Consider the following 19,382-nt stretch of genomic DNA (forward strand, 5'->3'; position numbering starts at 1 on the left):
TCAAACCTCTCGCAAAACAGAAAATTAAAACACACCCTGGATGCTTCTATGCATCACAATATATTACATCAGATCAAGCTGAGAGACGGATTTCAGTTTCCATTGAGTGCCTCAACGATGCGATTCAGGGGCGCGCGAGCTAACCCCAGCGAAGCAAGAGTTCGGCCAGTTTCAAAGAGGTTCTCCTCGAGAACAAGGCCGGCCTCCTCGATAACAGAGTTCATTGCTGGGGCCTGCCCTCCATACCATTTTTTCGAGTATTCGAAATCTGTTTCAGAGTGTTGACCGAGCGCGCGAACAATCTCAAGGCGTTCATTGTCTAATGCGAGAACACGCTCGATCGCTTGCGGCACAAACCCCCGGTAGAATTTCGGGAGAGGGCTCAACCCGCATTCATCGCGACTCTTGCCGCTAGTATGCCAGGAGGATGTGCAACCGGGTTGGTATTCGATAAAAATATGGAGGCAGTATTTTTGTACCACTGCAGTCGGTTTGGGAAAAGCGCCTCAAAGCGACTTGTGAGATCCTCGCTGAGAGGCCGTGTTGCCGCAACCTCGAAACAGGTTTTCACGCCAAGCATATTAACGCGTTTACCCACACGGCGGCAGGCATATGGGGATGTGGTTGACTCAATGATTGCAGCAGGCGACAAACTGGGGGATAGGATTTTCTTGCAAGTCAAAGACGTTGCACTGCCCGGCAAAGCTACGAGCACAGAGTGACTCAGGTCGGATTCAGCAACTGCCGTAGAATACCCTCATGTCCCAACGTTGGAACTGTCAGAAAGACGAACTCTGCGTCCGAGATTATGGCTTGGAGATCATCCTCCAACTGCGGCTCGAAGCTGCCTCCATAGGTCGGGCCTACCAGTTGCAGCGTGACTATGCTTCTGACTTGAGTGTAATTGCTTCGGTTGGAAGGTGGTGCCCAGATAACGGCATGGACTCGACCGCTGAGCCTCAGAGCGATATCGCCGGCAAGGGTGAGAGCAAGGTTCCCTGCGCCGAGAATAGCTATCTTGGTCATTGTAAAATTGGAAGGATTTTGTGGTATGGACCCCCGGTAAGTTGGCCATTAAATAGAAGGATCGGGGCGGGAAAGTCCAATTTGCCGGCCCAACTTTCGCGACTTAGCGGTAAAATAGATCACTGCATACGTCAGACGCATGACTTTATTGGCCTAAATCATCTTTATGTGGGGTCGGGAGAAGCAGAAAAAGCAGCACATTCAAATGACCAATTATTGCAAGCAGAATTCGTGGTTCACGTAAGCCCTGACGTCTTTTGTTGGCAGGATTTATTGCTAAGTCATCTTTATTAGTTTGTGCATTGGTAAATTCGTTCATAATTTCAAGACTCTATAACCGATGTTCTGCCCCAACGTCGTCCTCCCCATCCAAATCTGTGATCGCTTTTCCAAAGGACGCGCAACAGGAGTTTCTCCATGGAGAGTCCATTGGAGATTCTCACCCCTAGGAAGCCAGGACACGAGGTTCCCCGGCACTGGCCGGACGAGGTGAAGGCGCACGTTGTTTCGGACAGCCTCAGGCCTCCGGAGTTAACAGGTTTACCTAAACTCCTGGCGGCGAAGCTGCTGGTTCATCCACCTGTGCCCCATAAAAGGTACGGCGGACGTGTGGATGCCATTGATAACCGTGGTATCCCGAAGTCCGATCCCATCCTACTGTCAAACCCGTTGCTCGACATATCGGTAGGGTTGTTCTTCTGCCGCAGGCACCTCAACAAGCTGGCGATACGGCGAGCCCTACCAATCAGGTGTGTATGCGCTTGGCATTGAGCCTCGTACCGACAACGCAGAAGATCTCCCCCTCCTGCAGCCGGCCGAGAGTTGCAGTCATACGATCGAAATAGCGTTTTGGCTCTTCCGGATACGTCTGAAGCATGGTCTGTTGTTATGACCCTCCGTAGACCTGAAACGATCCTTTTTGATCTGGATGATACTATCCTGGCAGGAATCGGAGGGCAATCATTCTCGGTGTGGCCACCGAGTTGGAACATCTCAGCTACACAAGTTAGTTGGTGCTGCGTTCCGCGTCGAAACCGCGCTGCACGAATTTTGGACGTCATCCGAGCAAGCGAAAGAAGTTCGCCTTGGATCGTTCGGCGGGATCAACCAGGCCCGTGAAATTATGACAACGGAGGCTCGGGCTAGCATAGCCGCTCTCGGATCGCAGCACGAGGGGACTACGTTCAGCGACCTCTTTACAAGAGCGAGAAGCGCGAGCATCCAACTCGTAGACGAGGCAGTGACGACCATGCTGGCGTTTCAACAAATGGGGATACGTTTCGGATTGGTGACAAATGGAGCCGCCGATATTCAGCGATGAAAGCTCGATCGGTTTGGCCTTGTAAGCTATTTCGACCACGTGCAAATAGAAGGTGAACTCGGGTTTGGAAAACGAGAGGAGCGAGCGTACCATCCATGCGATGGAAGCGCTCGGATCGGCGCTTCGCAAAACTTGGATGGTTAACCCCCCTCAAATGAGTCTTCGTCGGATTGCCAGCGCGGTTAGGTGAGCCTTGGAGCGGACGTCGAAGCGCTTCATGGCTTCGCGAAGCTTGACGCGGACGCTGTTGTACTTGACCCCTTCGACGTCGGCGATCTCCTCCATCGTCTTGCCGACGGCAATCCATCTCAGATAGGTGGCCTCCTTCGGATCGAGCCATGCGGCATCTTCCGCGGTAGGGGTGGTGCGGAGGAATGAGATACGGGCATGGATCTGCCCGATGGTTCCCGCGGCTGCCACTGCATCGATTTCCCGATCGAGATCAATCACCGGCTTCTCTGATGCCAGCGTGAACATCGACATCGAGCCGTTGGCAGTCTTGATGGGTATGGTGATGCCGGAGCGGATGCCGAAATCGGCTGCGTGGGCATAGAAGGCACGCTCGTCCTTCGACAGTGTCGGTCGCTCGTGCTCGCCAGACCAGGTGAAGATGTGCTTCCGGGATCTTGCGCGCTTGACGACCGGGTCGAGAGCGTCGAACTTCTTGTCGAAATAGACCGACTGCCACTCGGGATGATAGTTGGTGACGGCGGTGATGTGCCTGTGCTGGATATGGAGGTAGGCATAGCCGGTGAAGCCGAAATGATCGGCGATGTCCGCCAACCCGGTCTTCAGGATGCACTCATCGCCTTCGATCGCGGCAAGATCAGTCAGCTTGTCCAGCTAGTGCTGCATTATTCATCTCCGTATTTTGTCAGATGGAACAGTTGAGCATTGTCCCTCCCTTAGGGCGATATACAGAATGAAATAAATAGAGGACGGTTAAGCAAACCGTTGCAAGTTAAGGCATGGAGATAGGAAGAGAAGGCTACCAATTCTTCCACAACGACAAAAAAGTCCTTTGCGATACAATCCTTTCTTTATGGATATGCACCAGATACATCGGTCAATCAGACGGATAGTCTTGGCTGCGGGCCATTTCACCCAAGGTAACAGGTTTAACAGGTGCTCGAATATTCATGTATCCCACTTGGCCGGGCGGTTGAGCGGTCGCATCTCCTATCAACTCACATACTGTTAGGCCGCACGATCGACCCTGGCACGGCCCCATTCCAGCGCGACTGAAAGCCTTTGCCTGGTTCGGGCCCTTCGCGCCGCGAGCTGCAATTGCGCGGATCTCCCCCGCCCGTACCTCCTCACACCGACAAACGATCACGTCGTCTGCCGGCATTCGGAACTGAGGCGCGGGCCGATAGAGCTTTTCGAGAAACAGGCGTCCGCGGCTGGCTTTACGGAGCTGTTTCCGTGCCGCAGCTTCGCTTTTACTGGCATCTCGCGACTTGTTGTCGAGCATCTTGAGAATGCCCGCCACCACAAGTTGACCCCTGCAAGATGCTGCCTCGGCCCCGCTGATGCTGGCACTATCCCCGGCAATGAAAAGGTTTCGCACCGAAGTCTGACCGCAGTCATCGAGGACAGGTTCAAAAGCCAATCGCTCGTCGTTCCAGTCGTGCCTGACACCGACCGACATCGCGAGATTAACTTGCGGTACGACACCCTGGTGTAGAAGAAGTGTTTCAGCCTCTACCGTGTGGCTCTTGCCACGCAGCGTATATTTTACACTGGTAAGATCATTTTCGCCTACCGCCTCGAGCGTTGAGACGCCGCGGACTACCCTCACCTTCGCTTGGACTTCGCGCATCAGCTTGATGCCCTTCCGGAAGTAAGGAGTGGCAAGGAACGCTGGGGCAAATGGCAAAGCCCTGATAGCATTTGACCATGGCGTCGTATCCAGAACAGCTGAGACATTCACGCCAGCCCGAATATATTGTGCCGCGAGCAGATACAGGAGCGGGCCGCAGCCTGCGAGGCACGTGCTGCCGCCAGGGACAGTCCCGCTTGCCTTCAACATCGTCTGAGCAGCGCCTGCGGTCATGACGCCAGGCAGTGTCCATCCCTTGATTGGAAATGGGCGCTCCAGCGCACCAGTTGCGATAATTACGAACCGCGCTCCGATGAAGCGTGCTCGACCGGCGGCGGATATGCCAATAGAAAGTTGCTCGCTTGTTTGCTCGATCATGAATGCTGTTGTGCGGGGCAAATAGGTTGCCCCGCATGCGTGGAAATCTTCGGCCAGTTGCCGGCCAGCTAGGTAATCAGGGCCCAGGATGGTCCCCAGGTCCGGACGCTCGTTCAAGACAGATCGATATATCTGGCCACCGGCTCCAATGCCTTCGTCGATCAAAGTTACGGATAGTCCGGCATTGCGAGCCTCGACTGCGGCAGACATACCGGCCGGGCCAGCACCGATGATGACAATATCAATGAGTTCCCGGGTCATGCGCGCGTATTCCGTTTGTGGCTTGGGCCGGGAACGCCGGTCGTAACCGTCATTCCTTCGCGAACAGGCGTCAGACATGCCTGTCGGTTTGCTTCACCATCGATCGTAACGAGACAGTCGAAACACACGCCCATGCCGCAGTAAGGCGCCCTGGGCGCGCCGCTTACCGGGGTCTTCCGAAAAGGGGTTACGCCTGCAATAAGCAGCGCCGTGGCGACTGTATCGTCAGGTGAGGCGGCAACCAAATGGCCGTCGACGGTGAGGCAGACGGTCACCTTTGCTTCACTCAGATGCCGGAACATGGGCAAGTCTCCGTGCGCTAAAGGGGTCGAGAACCGCCGGCCAATCGCCAGCGGCAATCGCTTCGGCTATAATTCGGGTGTGAGCGGCCGCCAATGTTATGCCGCTATGACAGGTGACGACGTAAGCGCCTGGACAGGTTATCGACTCATCGTAGATCGGATATCCATCAGGACTCATCACTCGCAAAGCACCCCAGGTTCGAACGATCTGAGCCGATGCCAACCGCGGAAACGTTTGAACAGCGCGTTTGGCGATCGTTGCCAGCGTTCTGCTGTCAGTGCTCTTGTCGAATCCTGCATCTTCCTTCGAGTCTCCAATCAAAACTCCCCCTTCGTTCGTCTGACGGACGGACCCGGTCGGATAGTCGAGAAAATGTTCGAGCTTTTCGGTGACGATGATCTGTCCCCGTTCAGGTGCGACCGGGGCGGTAAGTCCGACCATCGGCGCAAGATCTTTATTGCCAAGCCCCGCGGCGAGGACAATCTTGTTGCACGAGACCTCGCCGCTTGCGCTACGGACACGGAATCCACTGCTCGAGGGCGTGATTGTCGCGACATGCTCACCAGCCCGGTACGAGACACCACGCTGGTTCGCTACCTTGTGAAGCGCTCCGAGCAGCCGGAGCGCATTGATGTGTCCGTCTGCGGCGCTGTAAGTGCCACCTACCACGTCCGGGCCGATGCCCGGCATCATCTTTTTCATCTGAGCATGGTCGAGGATTTCGAAGCTAGCGGTATCAGGAGCGATATTGTGCAACCTCCGAAGAGCAAAGGCCCGTTGCTCAAGCTCGTCTTCGCTAAGACACACGATGAAACCGCCAGGCCGGGAGTAAAAAAGAGGCATCTCTGCCTCGTCCGAAAGCTCACTTGCAAAGCTCTCCCAAAGGTTTGCAGACGTTGCGCTCCATCGGGCATAAGCGGGGTTCTCCAGACCTTTGCCATGAACCCAAATTAAGGCAAAGTTGCCGCGCGAGGCCCGAAAGGCATCATCGCCCTCATCAAGAACTATGACGGACTGGTTTCGCTGGCTCAGACCATAAGCGAGGGTCATCCCTACGACGCCCCCGCCGATGACGACGACGTCACTCTCGTCGCGATTAGAATTCATGGCTGCAGATATCACGCCTGACCCTCACCAACGAAGAGGCGCTCAAGTCCGTACAACCGATCCAAGATCACCATGAGGATAACGGTGAAAAGAATAAGCAGCGCGGAGACGGCGCAGATGAGTGGGTCGATATTATCCTGAATGTAGTTGAACATCTGGACCGGCAACGTGGTTGTCGTCGGCGATGCGACGAAGATGGTCATCGTGGTTTCGTCAAAACTTTGAATGAACGATAATGCAAAGCCACTTGCAATTCCCGGTACGATCAGCGGCAGAATGATCCGCTTGTATATCGTCAGTCGACCGGCGCCGAGGGAAGCGGCCGCGTCTTCGATCCGCATATCCATCCCCGAGGCGCTTGCAAGGATCATACGCATTGCGAACGGGAACACGATCACGATGTGCCCGATGATTAGGCCTGTCGTGGTACCGGAAATGCCGATTTCGGTCAGGAAGCGAAGAAAGGCAATACCAAGAACCACATGCGGGAGCATCAACGGTGACAGAAACAGCGCATTCAAGGCTGCGCGACCGAGGAAACGATAGCGGGCGATCGCGAGGCCAGCCGGGACAGCGAACAGCAGTGCTATGACAGTTGATGCAAGTGCAATTCCGACGCTCGTTTTAAACGACTCGAAGAACTCCGGTCGTTCGGTTAGCCGTTGAAACCAACGCAATGAGAAACCGTTGGTTGGCAATGCGAGATAGTTCTCCGGCGTAAACGCGATCAGGCAAACGAGCACCATCGGTGCCAGAAGGAAAATTACAAAGAGGGTGTTGAACAGAAGTGCGATGGGCCCATTTTTCATGACGAAAATACCTGTGAGTAGCGACGTTCCACGAGACGATTCCATCCGATGACAAGGAACACGATGCCGATCAGCAATAGGACGGCGATCGCGGCACCAAGCGGCCAGTTCAGCGTATTCAGGAACTCGTCATAGGCGAGCGTTGCAGCCACCTTGAGCCGCCTGCCCCCGATAATCGCAGGCGTTGCAAAGGCGCTGGCGGAAAGCGTGAAGACGACGATACTGCCTGATAAAATACCGGGCATTGCTTGGGGTAGAACAATACGCCTGAAAATAGTCGCCGGTCCGGCCCCAAGTGACGAGGCCGCCCGCTCGGTCGACGGATCCATGCGCCCGAGCGAGGCCCATACGGCGAGGACCATAAACGGCACGAGAACGTGTGTCAGCGCTATGACGACCCCCGTTTCCGTGAACATCAGCGAGACAGGCGCGTTGACGAGCCCCAGCTTTTGCAGACTTTGTGAAAGGATACCGTTACCAGCTAGGATCAGCGCCCAGCCAAGCGTTCGAGCCACGACGGAAACCAACAGCGGCCCGATGACGACCAGAATCATCATGGAGCGCCAGGGTTCACGCATGCGTCGGAGAATGTACGCCTCCGGCACACCGATGAGAATGCTGGTCAACGTCACCAGGAGGGATATCCGGAGAGTTCGGAAGAAAATCTCCGCAAAGTAGCTGTCGGAGAATATTTCCCTGTAGTTTTTGGTCACCAGAACCGGAATGATGCCCTCGGTCGAGCTCCATTCATTGAGGGAAAGGATGACCGTCATGACGAGAGGTACGGCAACGATACCAAGAAAAAGTAGCGCTGCCGGCGTCGTTAAAATGTAAGCTTCGCGGCGGACGCTCATATCCGCTCCCCCGCCGCTTTACTGACGATCAGGTCTTCCGGCTTGACGGTGAGACAGACCTCGGCGTTTTCGAGAGGAATGAAAGTGCCATTATTTGGACTGACGACAATCGCGCGACCTGCGGCCGTATCGATCTGGAGGAGCCAGTGGTCGCCCTGGAAGACGCGCGTTTTCACCCGACCCCGCAAACCAGGCTGGGTCTCAGACGACATCGAGATTTTCTCTGGTCGGACGGAGAAAGACACCCGGCCTTCGTGGGTACGACTGAATGGAACGGTGTAATCGCCAAACGTCAGGCCGTCTGCGGACGTTGTTCCCTCGAAGACGTTCGTCTTGCCCAGAAACGACGCCACGAAAGGAGTGGCCGGAGTTTCGTAAACGTCTTGGGGTGTGCCGATCTGCTCGACTTTCGCAGCGCTCATCACAACGATACGGTCAGAAAGAGCCAAAGCCTCGTGCTGATCATGGGTAACGAGAACGGTCGTCGTGCCGAGGGTCTGTTGTATCTGCCTCAACTCGATCTGCATTTCCTCGCGCATTTTTGCGTCGAGATTGGAAAGTGGCTCATCGAGAAGCAGGATTGCAGGCTTTATGATGAGCGCGCGGCCGAGCGCAACGCGTTGTTGCTGACCGCCGGACATTTGGCGGGGATAGCGAGCCGCCTTGTCGGAAAGGCCAACAATATCGAGCATCTCAGAGACGCGCTTGGTTATTTCGGCCTTCGACACCCCGCGCATTTCCAGCCCAAAAGACAGGTTTTGGGCAACTGTCATATGCGGAAACAGGGCGTAGCTCTGAAATACGATTCCAAGGCCCCGGCGATTGGGCGGAAGCTTCAAAAGCTCGGCACCATCGAGACTAATACTGCCTGACGTCGGCTCCACAAACCCGGCAATCATCTGAAGGGTGGTTGTTTTCCCGCAACCGGACGGGCCGAGGAGCGATACGAACTCCCCTTTTTCAACATTGAGGTTGATGCCGTCTACGGCGACGGCGGGCCCGTAGACCTTGCGCAGTCTATCCAGACGAAGATAGGACACAGTATTCTCCTTGAAATAGAAAACGGACAATACGGCGTCGGCGAGTGTTACCTGAAAGGCGGCGTTGCTTTCACCTTGCTTTGTCCGATGAGGGCATAGTGAGCGTCTCCCAGCCACTTCGTGGCGGGAAACGCATTGTGTCCCTGTTATCGCTCGATCTCGCGAGTCCAGTGCTTGTTCCAGTCGTCACGGGCGGCATTGATGGTTTCCCAATCCGCCGTGACGAGCTTCTTGGCTGCGTCGCCATAAGGCATCATTCCTGGAGACTTTACGACAGCGTCCTTCAGGACAGGAGCAGAACCTGCTTCCTCCGCCAAAATTTCTTGGGCTTCCTTCGACAGCATAGTCTTGACGAACGCCTGGGCCAGTGGCGAGACGGATTTCTTGGCGACCGGGCAGATTGCCGTCATGACGGCCGGCGCGCCTTCGACCGGATAGACAAAATCGACGGGAAAGCCGGTGGCGGCCAACGCCTGCACGCGAGCGGTACCCCAAACGCCCAAGACGGCTTGCCCTGTCTGAAAGAGCTCGGTCATTTTCGCGGGAGACGGCTCATAGGCAATGACATTCTTGTTGATATCGTTTTTGAACGCAGCAAAACCGGGATCAATGTTCTTCTCACCGCCGCCGTTCATGCGGGCGAGCATGACAACTGTCAGGAGGCCATAGCCATTGTTCATGGGAGGAATGACAACCTTACCGGCGAACTTCGGATCCTTCAGGTCGTTCCACGACGTAGGAGCAGCCCAGCCATTGTCGGCGAAGACCTTCTTATTGTACATCAGGCCTGTGGCAACAATGCCGAGCCCCGATGCCTTGTGGTCCGGGAAAGCAGCAGTGTCGTAGAGGGTAGAAAAATCGACGCCGGCGATCGGGGCGCAGAAGCCGAGCGACACCGCTCTTGCCATCGGACCATCATCGATCAGCGCTACGTCGATTTCCTGATTGGCATTCTGCGCCTGCAGCTTTGCCAGCGTATCTGTCGAATTGCCGGCGACGTAGGTCACCTTGACATTGTTAGCTGCTTCGAATTTTGGAAGGATCTTTTCCCGGATAATGGTTTCGGTGGAACCGCCATAGCCTGCGATGATCAGCTGATCCTGGGCTACTGCCCCCGATGCCATTGCGAGCGCCAGCGTCGAAACGCCACAAGCGACCCCGATCTTGAATCTGATAAACATTTCGTTCTCCTCTGGGATATTTTTTTGCGCCTCGATTTTGTGTCGCGGCTCGATAAAGTCAAATTCATTATTGACGGTCTTCGATGCATAAATATTATGGAGGGATGTCAAACTTTGGACGCCAGATCGAGGCCTTTCGCGCCGTCATGTTAACCGGTGGTATGACGACCGCCGCTGAGACCTTGCGGATTACCCAACCAGCAATTAGCCGCCTGATCCGCGACCTCGAGGACGATCTGAAAATCGCGTTGTTTCATAGGAGGGGGAACCAAATCACTCCGACGGTCGAAGCAACCGCATTTTTGGCCGAAGTCGAACGATCGTACCTTGGTATGGACCAGTTGCGCACCTTCGCGGTTGACCTGCGCAATTCCCTGACAGGATCGTTGCGGATCGCTGCACTTCCTGCGATGGCTCTCGGGTTCATGCCATATTGTTTGGCAAAGTTTAGCGGAACTCGCCCCAAGCTTTCAATCACACTCGATGGTATCCCATCGCACCTCGTTCTGGAGCGGGTGGCTGGAGGGCAATTCGAGCTGGGATTTGCAGCGGTCCCGGCGGACCGCCCGATGCTCAACACGACACCGATCAAGGCACGCGCAGTCGTGGTGATGCCGGAGGGGCACCCGCTGGCCAAAAATGAGACGGTATCGGCAGATCAGTTGCGAAACGAACGCATCGTGATGCTGGACCGCGGGAACTACCTTCGCCACACCATCGAGCGGGCGTTGGGAACGCGCGCCGGTAGCCCTGGCGCTATCGAAACGCCCCTCTCCGCCATCGCCTGCTCTTTCGTTGCCAGAGGCTTAGGGGTGACGATCATTGACGCTTTCACGGCAATCAATTTTCTCGGCCGCGGGATTGAAGCACGTCTGCTGGTTCCCGAGCTCGATTTTGGATTCGCCATGGTAACTGCTCAGCAACGACCGATGTCACAGCTTGCTAGGCAATTTGCGCAGGAGATACACCTCCTGGCGGAAGAGTATCAGTCGCCGATCTTTGGGTGACAGACAAGAGATCGTCCTGTCGGGAGGCCATGTTCGATTGCGGCGCCTGGGGAATAGCCATGCACGCTACGGCTCGACTACTCACAATTCCAGCCCGCCGGGCTTATCCGCGATGGCCCACTCAAGTCTCTGCTACCTATAACGGCGTCAGGTTAGGCATCCATCACGAGATGTCCTGCAGAAATCTCTCGGTACCGCCTTTCCGGAACGACGAAATCGACCGGTCTAACCGCATTGCGTATTTCGCCGGCGCTGTCTTTCGGCTTGTCCCTGTTCCGTAAAGCAGGATCTGGAACCGGCACGGCGGCGATCAGCTTCTGGGTATAGGGATGACAGGGATTGTTCAGCACCTGTTGACGCGGCCCAATCTCTACAATCTCCCCCAGGTACATAACTGCAACGCGATGGCTGATCCGTTCCACCGCAGCCATATCATGCGAGATGAAGAGGTACGACAGTCCGAGTTCTTGCTGCAGATCCATCATCAGATTGATGACTTGCGCTTTGATGGAGACATCGAGCGCAGAAACGGCCTCGTCAGCCACGAGAATAGCTGGTTTCAGGGCGAGAGCGCGCGCGATGCATATCCGTTGCCTTTGCCCGCCGGAGAACTCATGGGGACGTCGGTGCATCACCTCAGGCGGGAGGCCAACCTTCATCAATAGATCGGACACGATTCCATCAATCTCGCTGGCGCGTGCAAGACTGTGTGCAAGAATCGGCTCGGCAATCGCCTTGCGGACTGACTTACGAGGGTCGAGGCTCGCATAGGGATCTTGGAAGATCATTTGCACCTGTTGGCGCATCTGGCGGGCTGTTTCACCCTTCAAGTCAAGAACACTTTTCCCTCGGAGCCGGACATCGCCTCCGACCGTATTGACGAGGCGTGTGATCGCTCGACCGATCGTTGACTTACCACTGCCCGACTCTCCCACAATCGCAAGCGTTTCCCGCTCCTGTAAGTCGAAGGAAACGTTTTCGACCGCGTGTACGCGACCGCTAACCCGACCGAGAAGCCCTGAGTGGATATTGAAGCGAACCTGCAGATCCTGAACTTGGAGTAACGGTACCTGCTCCGACTTCGGTGAGGATTGCATTGCACGGGCGCCTATCGTCTCTTCGCCCGTTTTCACATCGATCACCGGATAACGGACCGGGTTTGTGATATCTTTCATCGAGCCGAGCTGCGGGACGGCCGAGATGAGCGCACGGCTATAGGGATGCTCCGCTTTTGAAAACAGCCGCTCAGTAGAACCCTGCTCAACCATGTTGCCATGATACATAACGAGAGTTCGGTCAGCCGTCTCCGCAACCACGCCCATGTCATGGGTGATGAAAAGGACGGACATATCCTCTTCCTCCTGAAGCTCGCGCATCAAAGAAAGGATTTCGGCTTGAATGGTCACATCGAGCGCGGTCGTAGGCTCATCAGCGATGAGAAGGCGTGGTGAGCAAGCAAGCGCCATGGCGATCATGATGCGTTGGCGCATGCCTCCCGACAGACGATGCGGATAGTCGTGAAATCGCCGGGAAGCCACAGGAATGCGCACGCGCTCCATCAAGCGCACCGACTCTTTCGCAGCTTCGTCCCAATCCATGCCGCGATGACTGATCAAGGCTTCGGAGATTTGTATGCCGATCTTCATCGATGGGTTGAGACTGGTCATCGGTTCCTGAAAAATCATACCGATGTCGCGGCCGCGGATCTCCCGCATTTCTGAAGGCTGCAAAGATAGCAACTCCTTGCCGTGGAGGTGAATTCTCCCCTCTATTCGGCTTTGCTCTGCGGGCAGCAGCCGCATGATCGCAAGCGAGGTGACACTTTTGCCCGAGCCGGATTCGCCGACAATGGCGACTGTCTCGCGAGGCTTGATATCGAACGAAATGCCATGGACCACCGGCTTCCAGCCGTTTGGCATTTGGAACGATACTTTCAGATCTGCAACCGAAAGAACGGGCTGTACCACTTCCGGTGAACTGCGCGTTTCGAGCGAAGGCATAGGAGGCGTGATCATTCGGCGTCTCCGGTCTTTCTGGAACGAATGTCGAGAGCGTCACGCAGTCCGTCGCAAAGCCAGTTGAGCGTGAATATTGAGATAATCAGGGCAAGACATGGCCACACAAGAACGAGCACGTTGAAGTCGAGTGCTGCCCGCGCGCCACGGATCATTGTTCCCCAGGAAGGTGTCGGGGGCACGACGCCGAGGCCAAGAAACGAAAGTCCGGACTCGACCACGATGGCGGAAGCGACTGTGAGCGAGAACTGAACGAGTATAGGGGCCAGGATATTCGGCAGGATCGTCCCGAGAAGTATCCTCGGCGTTCGAAGACCAAGCACTTGAGCCGCTTCAACAAATTCTGCTGTCCGCAGCGCAAGGACTTCGCCGTATGCGACGCGGGTGAAGCCGGGCGTGTTCAAAATTGAAAGAACGAAGATCAAGGTCCAGAGGCTCGGCCCCAGGATAGTAACAGCAAGCAGAGCGAGCAGGATGGTCGGGAACGAGAGGATGATATCTGTCAGCCGCACGGTAACGGTTTCCGCCAACTCCCCAAGGTAACCTCCGATCAAGGCCAGTGACACACCCGCTACACAGGCAATAATCGATGAGGAAAGCGCGACAGCGAGGGTCGCACGTGCTCCCCAAATGAGCCGGCTCAGGATATCGCGACCAAATTCGTCAGTTCCCAACCAGTAGGTTGCTGTAGGTGAACTGAAGCGTTGGGCGACGTTCATTTTTGTCGGATCGGACAACGGTATGATCGGGGCAAGGGTAGCAACGAGCAGGATCATCATGAGGATCGCGCCCGGCAAAATCAGAGCACGGGTCCGGCTGTCTTTCACGAAACGGGTTGAGAATATGGCGTTCATCCACGGATCCTCGGGTTAAGGGAGCCGTAGATGATGTCGACAGCCAGATTGATAAGGACGAAACAGACAGAAATGGTCAGCACAACGCCTTGCACAATCGGATAGTCGCGTTGTTCGACGGCCTGCACGAGAAGGGAAGACAGGCCGGGATAGTTGAAGATGTATTCGACGAGGACGGTTCCGCCGAGCATGTGGCCGGCATTGAGGCCGACGAGAGTGACGACCGGCCCGAGCGCGTTCCTGACAACATGCATCCTTACAATCCGGCTCGGGCGAACGCCTTTCGCCTGGGCGGTCCGTACCCAATCACGCCGCATCGTTTCGAGCACGGTAGTTCGGATCATGCGGAAGAATATTGCGCTCAATCCAAGCGCGATTGAAAGCGCAGGAAGGAATAGGTTTTGAAAATGCTGCAGAACGTTATCGGTGATGGGGACAAAGCCACCTGACGGGAACCAACCAAGTTTGCGCGAGAACGCGTAGATGAGAGCGACGCCAATCACAAAGACCGGAACCGAGAGAAAGAACGAAGAGATAGCGAGTCCGGTGCGATCGATAGTGCCGTTGTGATTGTAGGCTGCCCATGTCCCGCTCGGCAGGCCAATTAAAAGCGCGAGCACGAGTGCGACCAGGACGAGTTCCAGCGTCCGGGGCAGACGAGAAGCAACTTGGCTGGCGACTTCGCTGTTATCAAGGAACGAGCGACCGAGATCGAACCGGGCGCTTCTCTCTAGGAACCCAAGATATTGTTCGAATACCGGTCGGTCGAGATGCAACTGTTCGCGCAATTCTGCTACGGCTTCTGGAGGAGGTGCAACGCCTCCTCCGCCGGACAGCAACAATTCGACCGGATCTCCCGGCACCAAATGAAGGGCAGAAAAGACCACAGTTGCGACACAAAAAACGATAATGAGCGCTGTACCAAGCCGTCTGGCGACGTAAGCAAACATGATGTCTCCTTTTTGACCGCCAGGCTCGATTTGGCCTGTTCGGCGACTATCCATGTCACCGACTGTGGTGAAGAGCTCACACCACCGCAGTCGGCCCGCAACTAAAGGCTTTGGCCGGCCACGAATGACCAATCGAAATGCCCCGCAGAGAGGATTAGAGTGTGGTTTCTTCGAGCGTCGTCGGTGAGAAGATCGTGGCGGGGCCAGTCAAGTTATGGAAACCCTGCACCGATTTCTTCATGGCATAGCCTTCAGAGCGCCAGGTTAGTCCGACGAAGGCTGCGTCATCCAGGGCCTTGACGGCGATCTGGCTGTAGATCTTCTTGCGCTCGTTGAGATCCGCCACTGCGCGGCCGCGCTTGAGGAGATCATCGACCTCCTTGTTCTCATATCCATAAGAGCGGAGATACGATCCCGTCGGGCTGCCCGAGAGAATGACGCTAAGGGCGTCCGGGTCAGCATAGGGAGCCGGATAGCCTGTGATCGAGAACTGATACTGGCCGCGATTACCAAGTTGCATGCGCGTCGGATAGTCCGGAAGCTGTAGTTCGACTGCAATGCCGATGTCCGCGAGGTTTTGCTGGCAAATTTCCGCGGCGGATCGATGCATGCCGTATTGCGATGTCGAGAGCATTGTTGCGGCAATCCCACCGGATGCACCGGCTTCCTGCATCAGCTTTCTCGCTTTCTCGACATCGCGTTTCCAGTGGCCCTGCAGGGCCGGATCGAACGCAAAGGAATCTTTCGGGATGGGCAGACCTTCGAGTATGGAACCGCGCCCGAAGAACGAGGCCTGCAATACTGCGCTGCGGTCGACTGCATATGCAACAGCCTGACGGATCCGCTTGTCAACGAACGGCCCCTGTTTCATGTTGAAAGTTATCCCGAGACACGGCCCATCGACCGCGTCGAGACGCAAGTTGCTCTCGCCTTCGATGCGCGCCATACTCTGCCAGGGTACGAATTCGACGATATCGACATCACCCGATTCCAACGCAACGACGCGCGAATCTTCGTCTGCAAATGCTTTGAATTCGATCTTTGCCACTTTGGGGAGGCCGGGTCGATAGAAAGCTTTGGAGGCCTCGACGCGAATCCAAGACCCCCTCTCCTGCTCCGTTATGCGATAGGGGCCGCAGCCGATAATCTGGTCCTGTGTCGATTTCGGAGAGATGACGGGGCTGTTGAAACTCGCGAGATTGTAGAGAAGCGTTTCGTTTGGCTCTTTGAGCGTCAGGCGAAAGGTTAGCGCGTCGACAAGGTCGATCTTCTCGATCTCCTGGTAAGCCGCCTTGAGGTAGGCAGTCGACTTCTCCGCCGTGATCTGATCGAACATGTATTTGACGGCGGCAGTGTCGACCGGGTCACCGTTGTGGAAGACCGCGTTCTTCCGCAAGGTGAATGTCCACTGCCGGTCTCCCTCGCGGCTCCATTTTTCAACCAGCTCCGGCCGAACTTTACCGTCGGGCGCATAACCGAAGAGTCCCCGATGGATAGCGAGTTTGACGGCGCCCGCTGCGGTTCCGCCATGCTGAAAGGGGGCGAGGTTGGTTGGATAAGACGATAGCCCGAAACGCAACTGGCCAGCAGACTGTGCCATCGCATGTGGTGCGGTAGCGATCATCGCTCCTGTCGCAAGCGAACCCAAGACGAACCCTCTGCGAGAAAGGGAAGTAATGCGACTGACGTTGTCCATGAAATCCATCCTGAGTTAGAACTGCGCTAGCGTCTGCACTTGGCCCGAAGCGCTACAGAAACCGGAAGATACCAGGTGCCTTCCGGGAGGCTGTCTTAAGCGGCACGGGGCCTTGGCCCGAGGCAGCGCCACCGTCACACGCGGTCAAACCGCACGTAAAGCTGACGTCGAGTTGGACGGATTTTTCCTTTTCTCCCAACACGTTGCATACCCCTTTTATTGGTTTCTCGAATGCAAGGCTGAGAAACATTGCCTTGCTCCGCATGTATCGTGCAACGCTCAAATGCTCGCATTGGTGACTGGATAACGCCAATAGAATTATCAGTATTCAGTATTCAGTTTTATTATAGGGAGGGTGCGATGGCATATGATCTCGCGTCGATAGAGGCGCAATCTATCGAATTCTTCCTGTCGCACTCCAAGTGGCGCGTATAATGTTTTGACATAGGGCCTATCTATAAACTGATAAATCTCGATCAATCCGACGTGTTATTTTTTCCGGGATCAAACTGTCCGGCTGCGCCTCCTCACGCCTAACTTGGCCGCGCTTGACAGTATGTCATCGAAACGACGCGTCGTGACATTTTGAGGGATACGATGTTCAAACATATTGCCGGGCTAAGTGCGGCAGAATTGACCTTTTCTTTTGAAGGGCACGTGTTGCGTGCACGCAAGGGCGACACTGTCGCATCGGCACTTCTTTTGGCCTCGGAGCAGGTGACGCGCAACACGTCAGTCTCCGGTTCGCCACGCGGCCCCTATTGTCTCATGGGCGTCTGCTTCGAGTGTCTCGTCGAGATCAATGGTGTCCCGAACCGGCAAGCCTGCATGACCCTCCTTGAAGAAGGTATGGCCGTTCGCAAGCAGCGCGGCGCTGCGGAGTTGCAGGGATGATACAAAGTTACGACCTGGCCATCATTGGTGCGGGCCCGGCAGGTATGGCTGCCGCGATCGAGGCGGACGCGGCCGGATTGACCGTTGCCCTTATTGACGAGCAGCCGGCGCCAGGCGGGCAGATCTATCGTTCTGTCGAAGCCGCGGACCACCAACGCCTCGCTGTTCTTGGCAAAGACTACGCAGCTGGACTTGATCTCGTCGCAGCCTTTCGTGCCAGCGGCATAACCTATATTCCTTCAGGTACTGTCTGGAACATCGAGGACAGTTATACGATAGATTACGCAAGGGCAGGCACGTCGGACCGGATCTCAGCGAAATCCGTACTCGTCGCAAGCGGTGCCGTAGAGCGAGCAATGCCACTTCCAGGTTGGACCTTGCCAGGCGTTACAACGGCAGGCGCCCTCCAGATTCTGCTAAAGGCGCACGGTGCCATCAACGACGATGTCGTACTGGCTGGGTCGGGGCCGCTTATCTATCTTATTGCGTTTCAGATGATAAAAGCGGGCGCCCCACCAAGGGCGATCGTCGATATGGGGCAGTCGATGCCCGTCCGGGCCGTGCTCAATCATCTACCGGGCGCACTCAAGGGCTGGCGTTACCTTGCGAAGGGGCTCCGCCTTCTTCGCGACATCAAGAAAGCAGACATACCGTTCTATCACAAAGCCAGCAATGTGCGCATCGAGGGCGAAGGATCGGTGCAAGGTATCTCCTTCGATCATCGTGGCCGACCGATTCATCTCGCCACTTCATCGGTTGCCCTCCATCAGGGCGTTGTCCCAAATCAGCAGATCACCCGACTATTGCGTTGCAAACACGAATGGAACGGCGATCAACGCTGCTTCGTGCCAGTTCTTGATCACTTCGGCGAAAGCAGCGTTCCTGGTGTTTTTGTAGCCGGCGACGGCGCGGGGATCGCCGGCGCGGTGTCAGCGGCGCTTCGCGGACGTATCGCGGCTTTGAAGGTCGCGGAACGATCGGGGCGCGGGAACGGCGAGCGGTTGACGCAACTGATCGCGGAACTCGGCAAGGACAGTGCGGTAAGACCTCTCCTTGAAAGCCTCTATGCCCCTTCCGAGGAAGTCTTGTTCCCCGATGACAAGACGATCGTCTGTCGCTGCGAAGAGGTGACCGCTGGCGATATCCGTCGCAACATTGCGCTCGGCGTACAAGGACCCAATCAGCTCAAATCATTTCTTCGGTGTGGCATGGGGCCATGCCAAGGTCGAGTTTGTGGTCTGCCCGTCACCGAAATCATTGCGCGTGAGCGAGGCGAGACCCCGCAAACCATCGACTATTACCGCATTCGACCGCCATTGAAACCGCTTGTTCTTTCGGAACTTGCCGCGGTTCATGGCGAAGGAGCAATGAGCAACACAAAGAAGGAGACTGAGGTCCATGATTAAACGTTACGAGCCTCATACGATCAACCACCGCGTGGTCGAACATAACGGTGTGCTTTATTTCGGCGGGCTTGTTGCCGACGACAAGAGCAAGGACATGAAGGGACAGACCGAGGAAATCTGTGCAAAAATCGATGCGCTGCTCGCCAAGGTTGGCTCCTCAAAGGACAAACTCCTGACCGCGATGCTCTATATCACGGATTTCTCGCAGAAAGACGGAATGAACGAAGCGTGGCTGGAATGGCTGCCGGCCGAAATCCTTCCGACCCGCGCGACCATCGGTGTTGCCGAGCTTGGCAAGGGTATACTCATCGAAGTGGTCGTCTCGGCCGCCGCTTGCTCGCGATAACCGATCGCTGGGAATGATGGACTGGGGGGTTTTCGGCAAGCCTTTAAGCTCAACAGCGGACTGAATAACAAGAACCCCGCGTTTGCTATCGCGGGGTTTCTTTCGGTTCACG

At 55.8% G+C, this 19,382-nt stretch carries 18 protein-coding genes; 4 read left to right on the plus strand and 14 right to left on the minus strand.

The window, feature by feature from the left end; all coding sequences use genetic code 11:
- Positions 1 to 92 precede the first annotated feature (92 nt).
- From AVCG78_RS27015 to AVCG78_RS27060, 10 genes are all read right to left on the minus strand, one after another.
- A complete protein-coding gene (locus tag AVCG78_RS27015; RefSeq protein WP_234665194.1) occupies positions 93 to 353 on the minus strand; it encodes an NAD/NADP octopine/nopaline dehydrogenase family protein in 261 nt (86 codons plus the stop codon).
- An 818-nt stretch (positions 354 to 1,171) separates the two neighbouring features.
- Positions 1,172 to 1,345 carry a hypothetical protein gene (locus tag AVCG78_RS27020; protein WP_156583134.1) on the minus strand — a complete coding sequence of 58 codons (174 nt, stop codon included), beginning with the start codon at positions 1,343 to 1,345 and terminating at the stop codon, positions 1,172 to 1,174.
- 1,152 nt (positions 1,346 to 2,497) lie between these two features.
- On the minus strand, positions 2,498 to 3,190 hold the full coding sequence (gene traR / locus AVCG78_RS27025) for an autoinducer-binding transcriptional regulator TraR (RefSeq protein ID WP_012649073.1): 693 nt from the start codon (positions 3,188 to 3,190) through the stop codon (positions 2,498 to 2,500).
- A gap of 223 nt (positions 3,191 to 3,413) precedes the next feature.
- Positions 3,414 to 4,808: an NAD(P)/FAD-dependent oxidoreductase gene (locus AVCG78_RS27030; protein ID WP_012649074.1), complete on the minus strand. Its 1,395-nt coding sequence runs from the start codon at positions 4,806 to 4,808 to the stop codon at positions 3,414 to 3,416.
- Positions 4,805 to 5,110, minus strand: coding sequence for a (2Fe-2S)-binding protein (locus tag AVCG78_RS27035; protein ID WP_041699529.1), 306 nt, complete (start codon positions 5,108 to 5,110; stop codon positions 4,805 to 4,807). The genes AVCG78_RS27030 and AVCG78_RS27035 overlap by 4 nt, the downstream gene beginning before the upstream one ends.
- A complete protein-coding gene (locus AVCG78_RS27040) occupies positions 5,091 to 6,218 on the minus strand; it encodes an NAD(P)/FAD-dependent oxidoreductase (RefSeq protein ID WP_041699620.1) in 1,128 nt (375 codons plus the stop codon). The genes AVCG78_RS27035 and AVCG78_RS27040 overlap by 20 nt, the downstream gene beginning before the upstream one ends.
- A gap of 11 nt (positions 6,219 to 6,229) precedes the next feature.
- A complete protein-coding gene (locus tag AVCG78_RS27045) occupies positions 6,230 to 7,027 on the minus strand; it encodes an ABC transporter permease (RefSeq protein ID WP_012649076.1) in 798 nt (265 codons plus the stop codon).
- Positions 7,024 to 7,881, minus strand: coding sequence for an ABC transporter permease (locus AVCG78_RS27050; RefSeq protein WP_012649077.1), 858 nt, complete (start codon positions 7,879 to 7,881; stop codon positions 7,024 to 7,026). The genes AVCG78_RS27045 and AVCG78_RS27050 overlap by 4 nt, the downstream gene beginning before the upstream one ends.
- A complete protein-coding gene (locus tag AVCG78_RS27055) occupies positions 7,878 to 8,921 on the minus strand; it encodes an ABC transporter ATP-binding protein (RefSeq protein ID WP_012649078.1) in 1,044 nt (347 codons plus the stop codon). The genes AVCG78_RS27050 and AVCG78_RS27055 overlap by 4 nt, the downstream gene beginning before the upstream one ends.
- A gap of 146 nt (positions 8,922 to 9,067) precedes the next feature.
- Positions 9,068 to 10,102, minus strand: coding sequence for an ABC transporter substrate-binding protein (locus AVCG78_RS27060; protein WP_012649079.1), 1,035 nt, complete (start codon positions 10,100 to 10,102; stop codon positions 9,068 to 9,070).
- Positions 10,103 to 10,185: 83 nt separating this feature from the next.
- On the opposite strand from AVCG78_RS27060, the gene AVCG78_RS27065 reads away from it, so the two are divergent.
- Positions 10,186 to 11,109, plus strand: coding sequence for a LysR family transcriptional regulator (locus tag AVCG78_RS27065; protein WP_139192341.1), 924 nt, complete (start codon positions 10,186 to 10,188; stop codon positions 11,107 to 11,109).
- Positions 11,110 to 11,261: 152 nt separating this feature from the next.
- Here AVCG78_RS27065 and AVCG78_RS27070 read toward each other — a convergent pair whose 3' ends face one another.
- From AVCG78_RS27070 to AVCG78_RS27085, 4 genes are all read right to left on the minus strand, one after another.
- Positions 11,262 to 13,124: an ABC transporter ATP-binding protein gene (locus tag AVCG78_RS27070; RefSeq protein WP_012649081.1), complete on the minus strand. Its 1,863-nt coding sequence runs from the start codon at positions 13,122 to 13,124 to the stop codon at positions 11,262 to 11,264.
- Complete coding sequence (locus AVCG78_RS27075) at positions 13,121 to 13,978, minus strand: ABC transporter permease (protein ID WP_012649082.1); 858 nt, start codon at positions 13,976 to 13,978, stop codon at positions 13,121 to 13,123. Before AVCG78_RS27075 ends, AVCG78_RS27070 begins: the two co-directional genes overlap by 4 nt.
- Positions 13,975 to 14,928, minus strand: coding sequence for an ABC transporter permease (locus tag AVCG78_RS27080; RefSeq protein ID WP_012649083.1), 954 nt, complete (start codon positions 14,926 to 14,928; stop codon positions 13,975 to 13,977). The genes AVCG78_RS27075 and AVCG78_RS27080 overlap by 4 nt, the downstream gene beginning before the upstream one ends.
- A gap of 154 nt (positions 14,929 to 15,082) precedes the next feature.
- Complete coding sequence (locus tag AVCG78_RS27085) at positions 15,083 to 16,624, minus strand: ABC transporter substrate-binding protein (RefSeq protein ID WP_041699626.1); 1,542 nt, start codon at positions 16,622 to 16,624, stop codon at positions 15,083 to 15,085.
- A gap of 597 nt (positions 16,625 to 17,221) precedes the next feature.
- Here AVCG78_RS27085 and AVCG78_RS27090 point away from each other — a divergent pair.
- From AVCG78_RS27090 to AVCG78_RS27100, 3 genes are read left to right on the plus strand one after another with little or no spacing between them, the layout of a single operon-like run.
- Positions 17,222 to 17,518: a (2Fe-2S)-binding protein gene (locus AVCG78_RS27090; protein ID WP_012649085.1), complete on the plus strand. Its 297-nt coding sequence runs from the start codon at positions 17,222 to 17,224 to the stop codon at positions 17,516 to 17,518.
- Entirely contained in the window at positions 17,515 to 18,924 is a 1,410-nt protein-coding gene (locus AVCG78_RS27095; RefSeq protein WP_012649086.1) for an FAD/NAD(P)-dependent oxidoreductase, read from the plus strand. Before AVCG78_RS27090 ends, AVCG78_RS27095 begins: the two co-directional genes overlap by 4 nt.
- Complete coding sequence (locus tag AVCG78_RS27100) at positions 18,917 to 19,270, plus strand: RidA family protein (RefSeq protein WP_012649087.1); 354 nt, start codon at positions 18,917 to 18,919, stop codon at positions 19,268 to 19,270. The genes AVCG78_RS27095 and AVCG78_RS27100 overlap by 8 nt, the downstream gene beginning before the upstream one ends.
- The last annotated feature ends 112 nt before the right edge of the window (positions 19,271 to 19,382 follow it).

The organism is Gillisella vitis (genome assembly GCF_021559775.1).
GTDB lineage: Bacteria > Pseudomonadota > Alphaproteobacteria > Rhizobiales > Rhizobiaceae > Allorhizobium > Allorhizobium ampelinum.

Bases quoted from the DNA above. Each gene is read 5' to 3' on its own strand.
- AVCG78_RS27020 (WP_156583134.1), bottom strand. From the start codon at position 1,345: ATGAACGAATTTACCAATGCACAAACTAATAAAGATGACTTAGCAATA.
- AVCG78_RS27085 (WP_041699626.1), bottom strand. From the start codon at position 16,624: ATGGACAACGTCAGTCGCATTACTTCCCTTTCTCGCAGAGGGTTCGTC.
- AVCG78_RS27100 (WP_012649087.1), top strand. From the start codon at position 18,917: ATGATTAAACGTTACGAGCCTCATACGATCAACCACCGCGTGGTCGAA.
- AVCG78_RS27045 (WP_012649076.1), bottom strand. From the start codon at position 7,027: ATGAAAAATGGGCCCATCGCACTTCTGTTCAACACCCTCTTTGTAATT.
- AVCG78_RS27060 (WP_012649079.1), bottom strand. From the start codon at position 10,102: ATGTTTATCAGATTCAAGATCGGGGTCGCTTGTGGCGTTTCGACGCTG.
- AVCG78_RS27090 (WP_012649085.1), top strand. From the start codon at position 17,222: ATGTTCAAACATATTGCCGGGCTAAGTGCGGCAGAATTGACCTTTTCT.
- AVCG78_RS27075 (WP_012649082.1), bottom strand. From the start codon at position 13,978: ATGAACGCCATATTCTCAACCCGTTTCGTGAAAGACAGCCGGACCCGT.
- AVCG78_RS27030 (WP_012649074.1), bottom strand. From the start codon at position 4,808: ATGACCCGGGAACTCATTGATATTGTCATCATCGGTGCTGGCCCGGCC.
- AVCG78_RS27050 (WP_012649077.1), bottom strand. From the start codon at position 7,881: ATGAGCGTCCGCCGCGAAGCTTACATTTTAACGACGCCGGCAGCGCTA.
- AVCG78_RS27095 (WP_012649086.1), top strand. From the start codon at position 17,515: ATGATACAAAGTTACGACCTGGCCATCATTGGTGCGGGCCCGGCAGGT.
- AVCG78_RS27040 (WP_041699620.1), bottom strand. From the start codon at position 6,218: ATGAATTCTAATCGCGACGAGAGTGACGTCGTCGTCATCGGCGGGGGC.
- AVCG78_RS27080 (WP_012649083.1), bottom strand. From the start codon at position 14,928: ATGTTTGCTTACGTCGCCAGACGGCTTGGTACAGCGCTCATTATCGTT.
- AVCG78_RS27035 (WP_041699529.1), bottom strand. From the start codon at position 5,110: ATGTTCCGGCATCTGAGTGAAGCAAAGGTGACCGTCTGCCTCACCGTC.
- AVCG78_RS27070 (WP_012649081.1), bottom strand. From the start codon at position 13,124: ATGATCACGCCTCCTATGCCTTCGCTCGAAACGCGCAGTTCACCGGAA.
- AVCG78_RS27065 (WP_139192341.1), top strand. From the start codon at position 10,186: ATGCATAAATATTATGGAGGGATGTCAAACTTTGGACGCCAGATCGAG.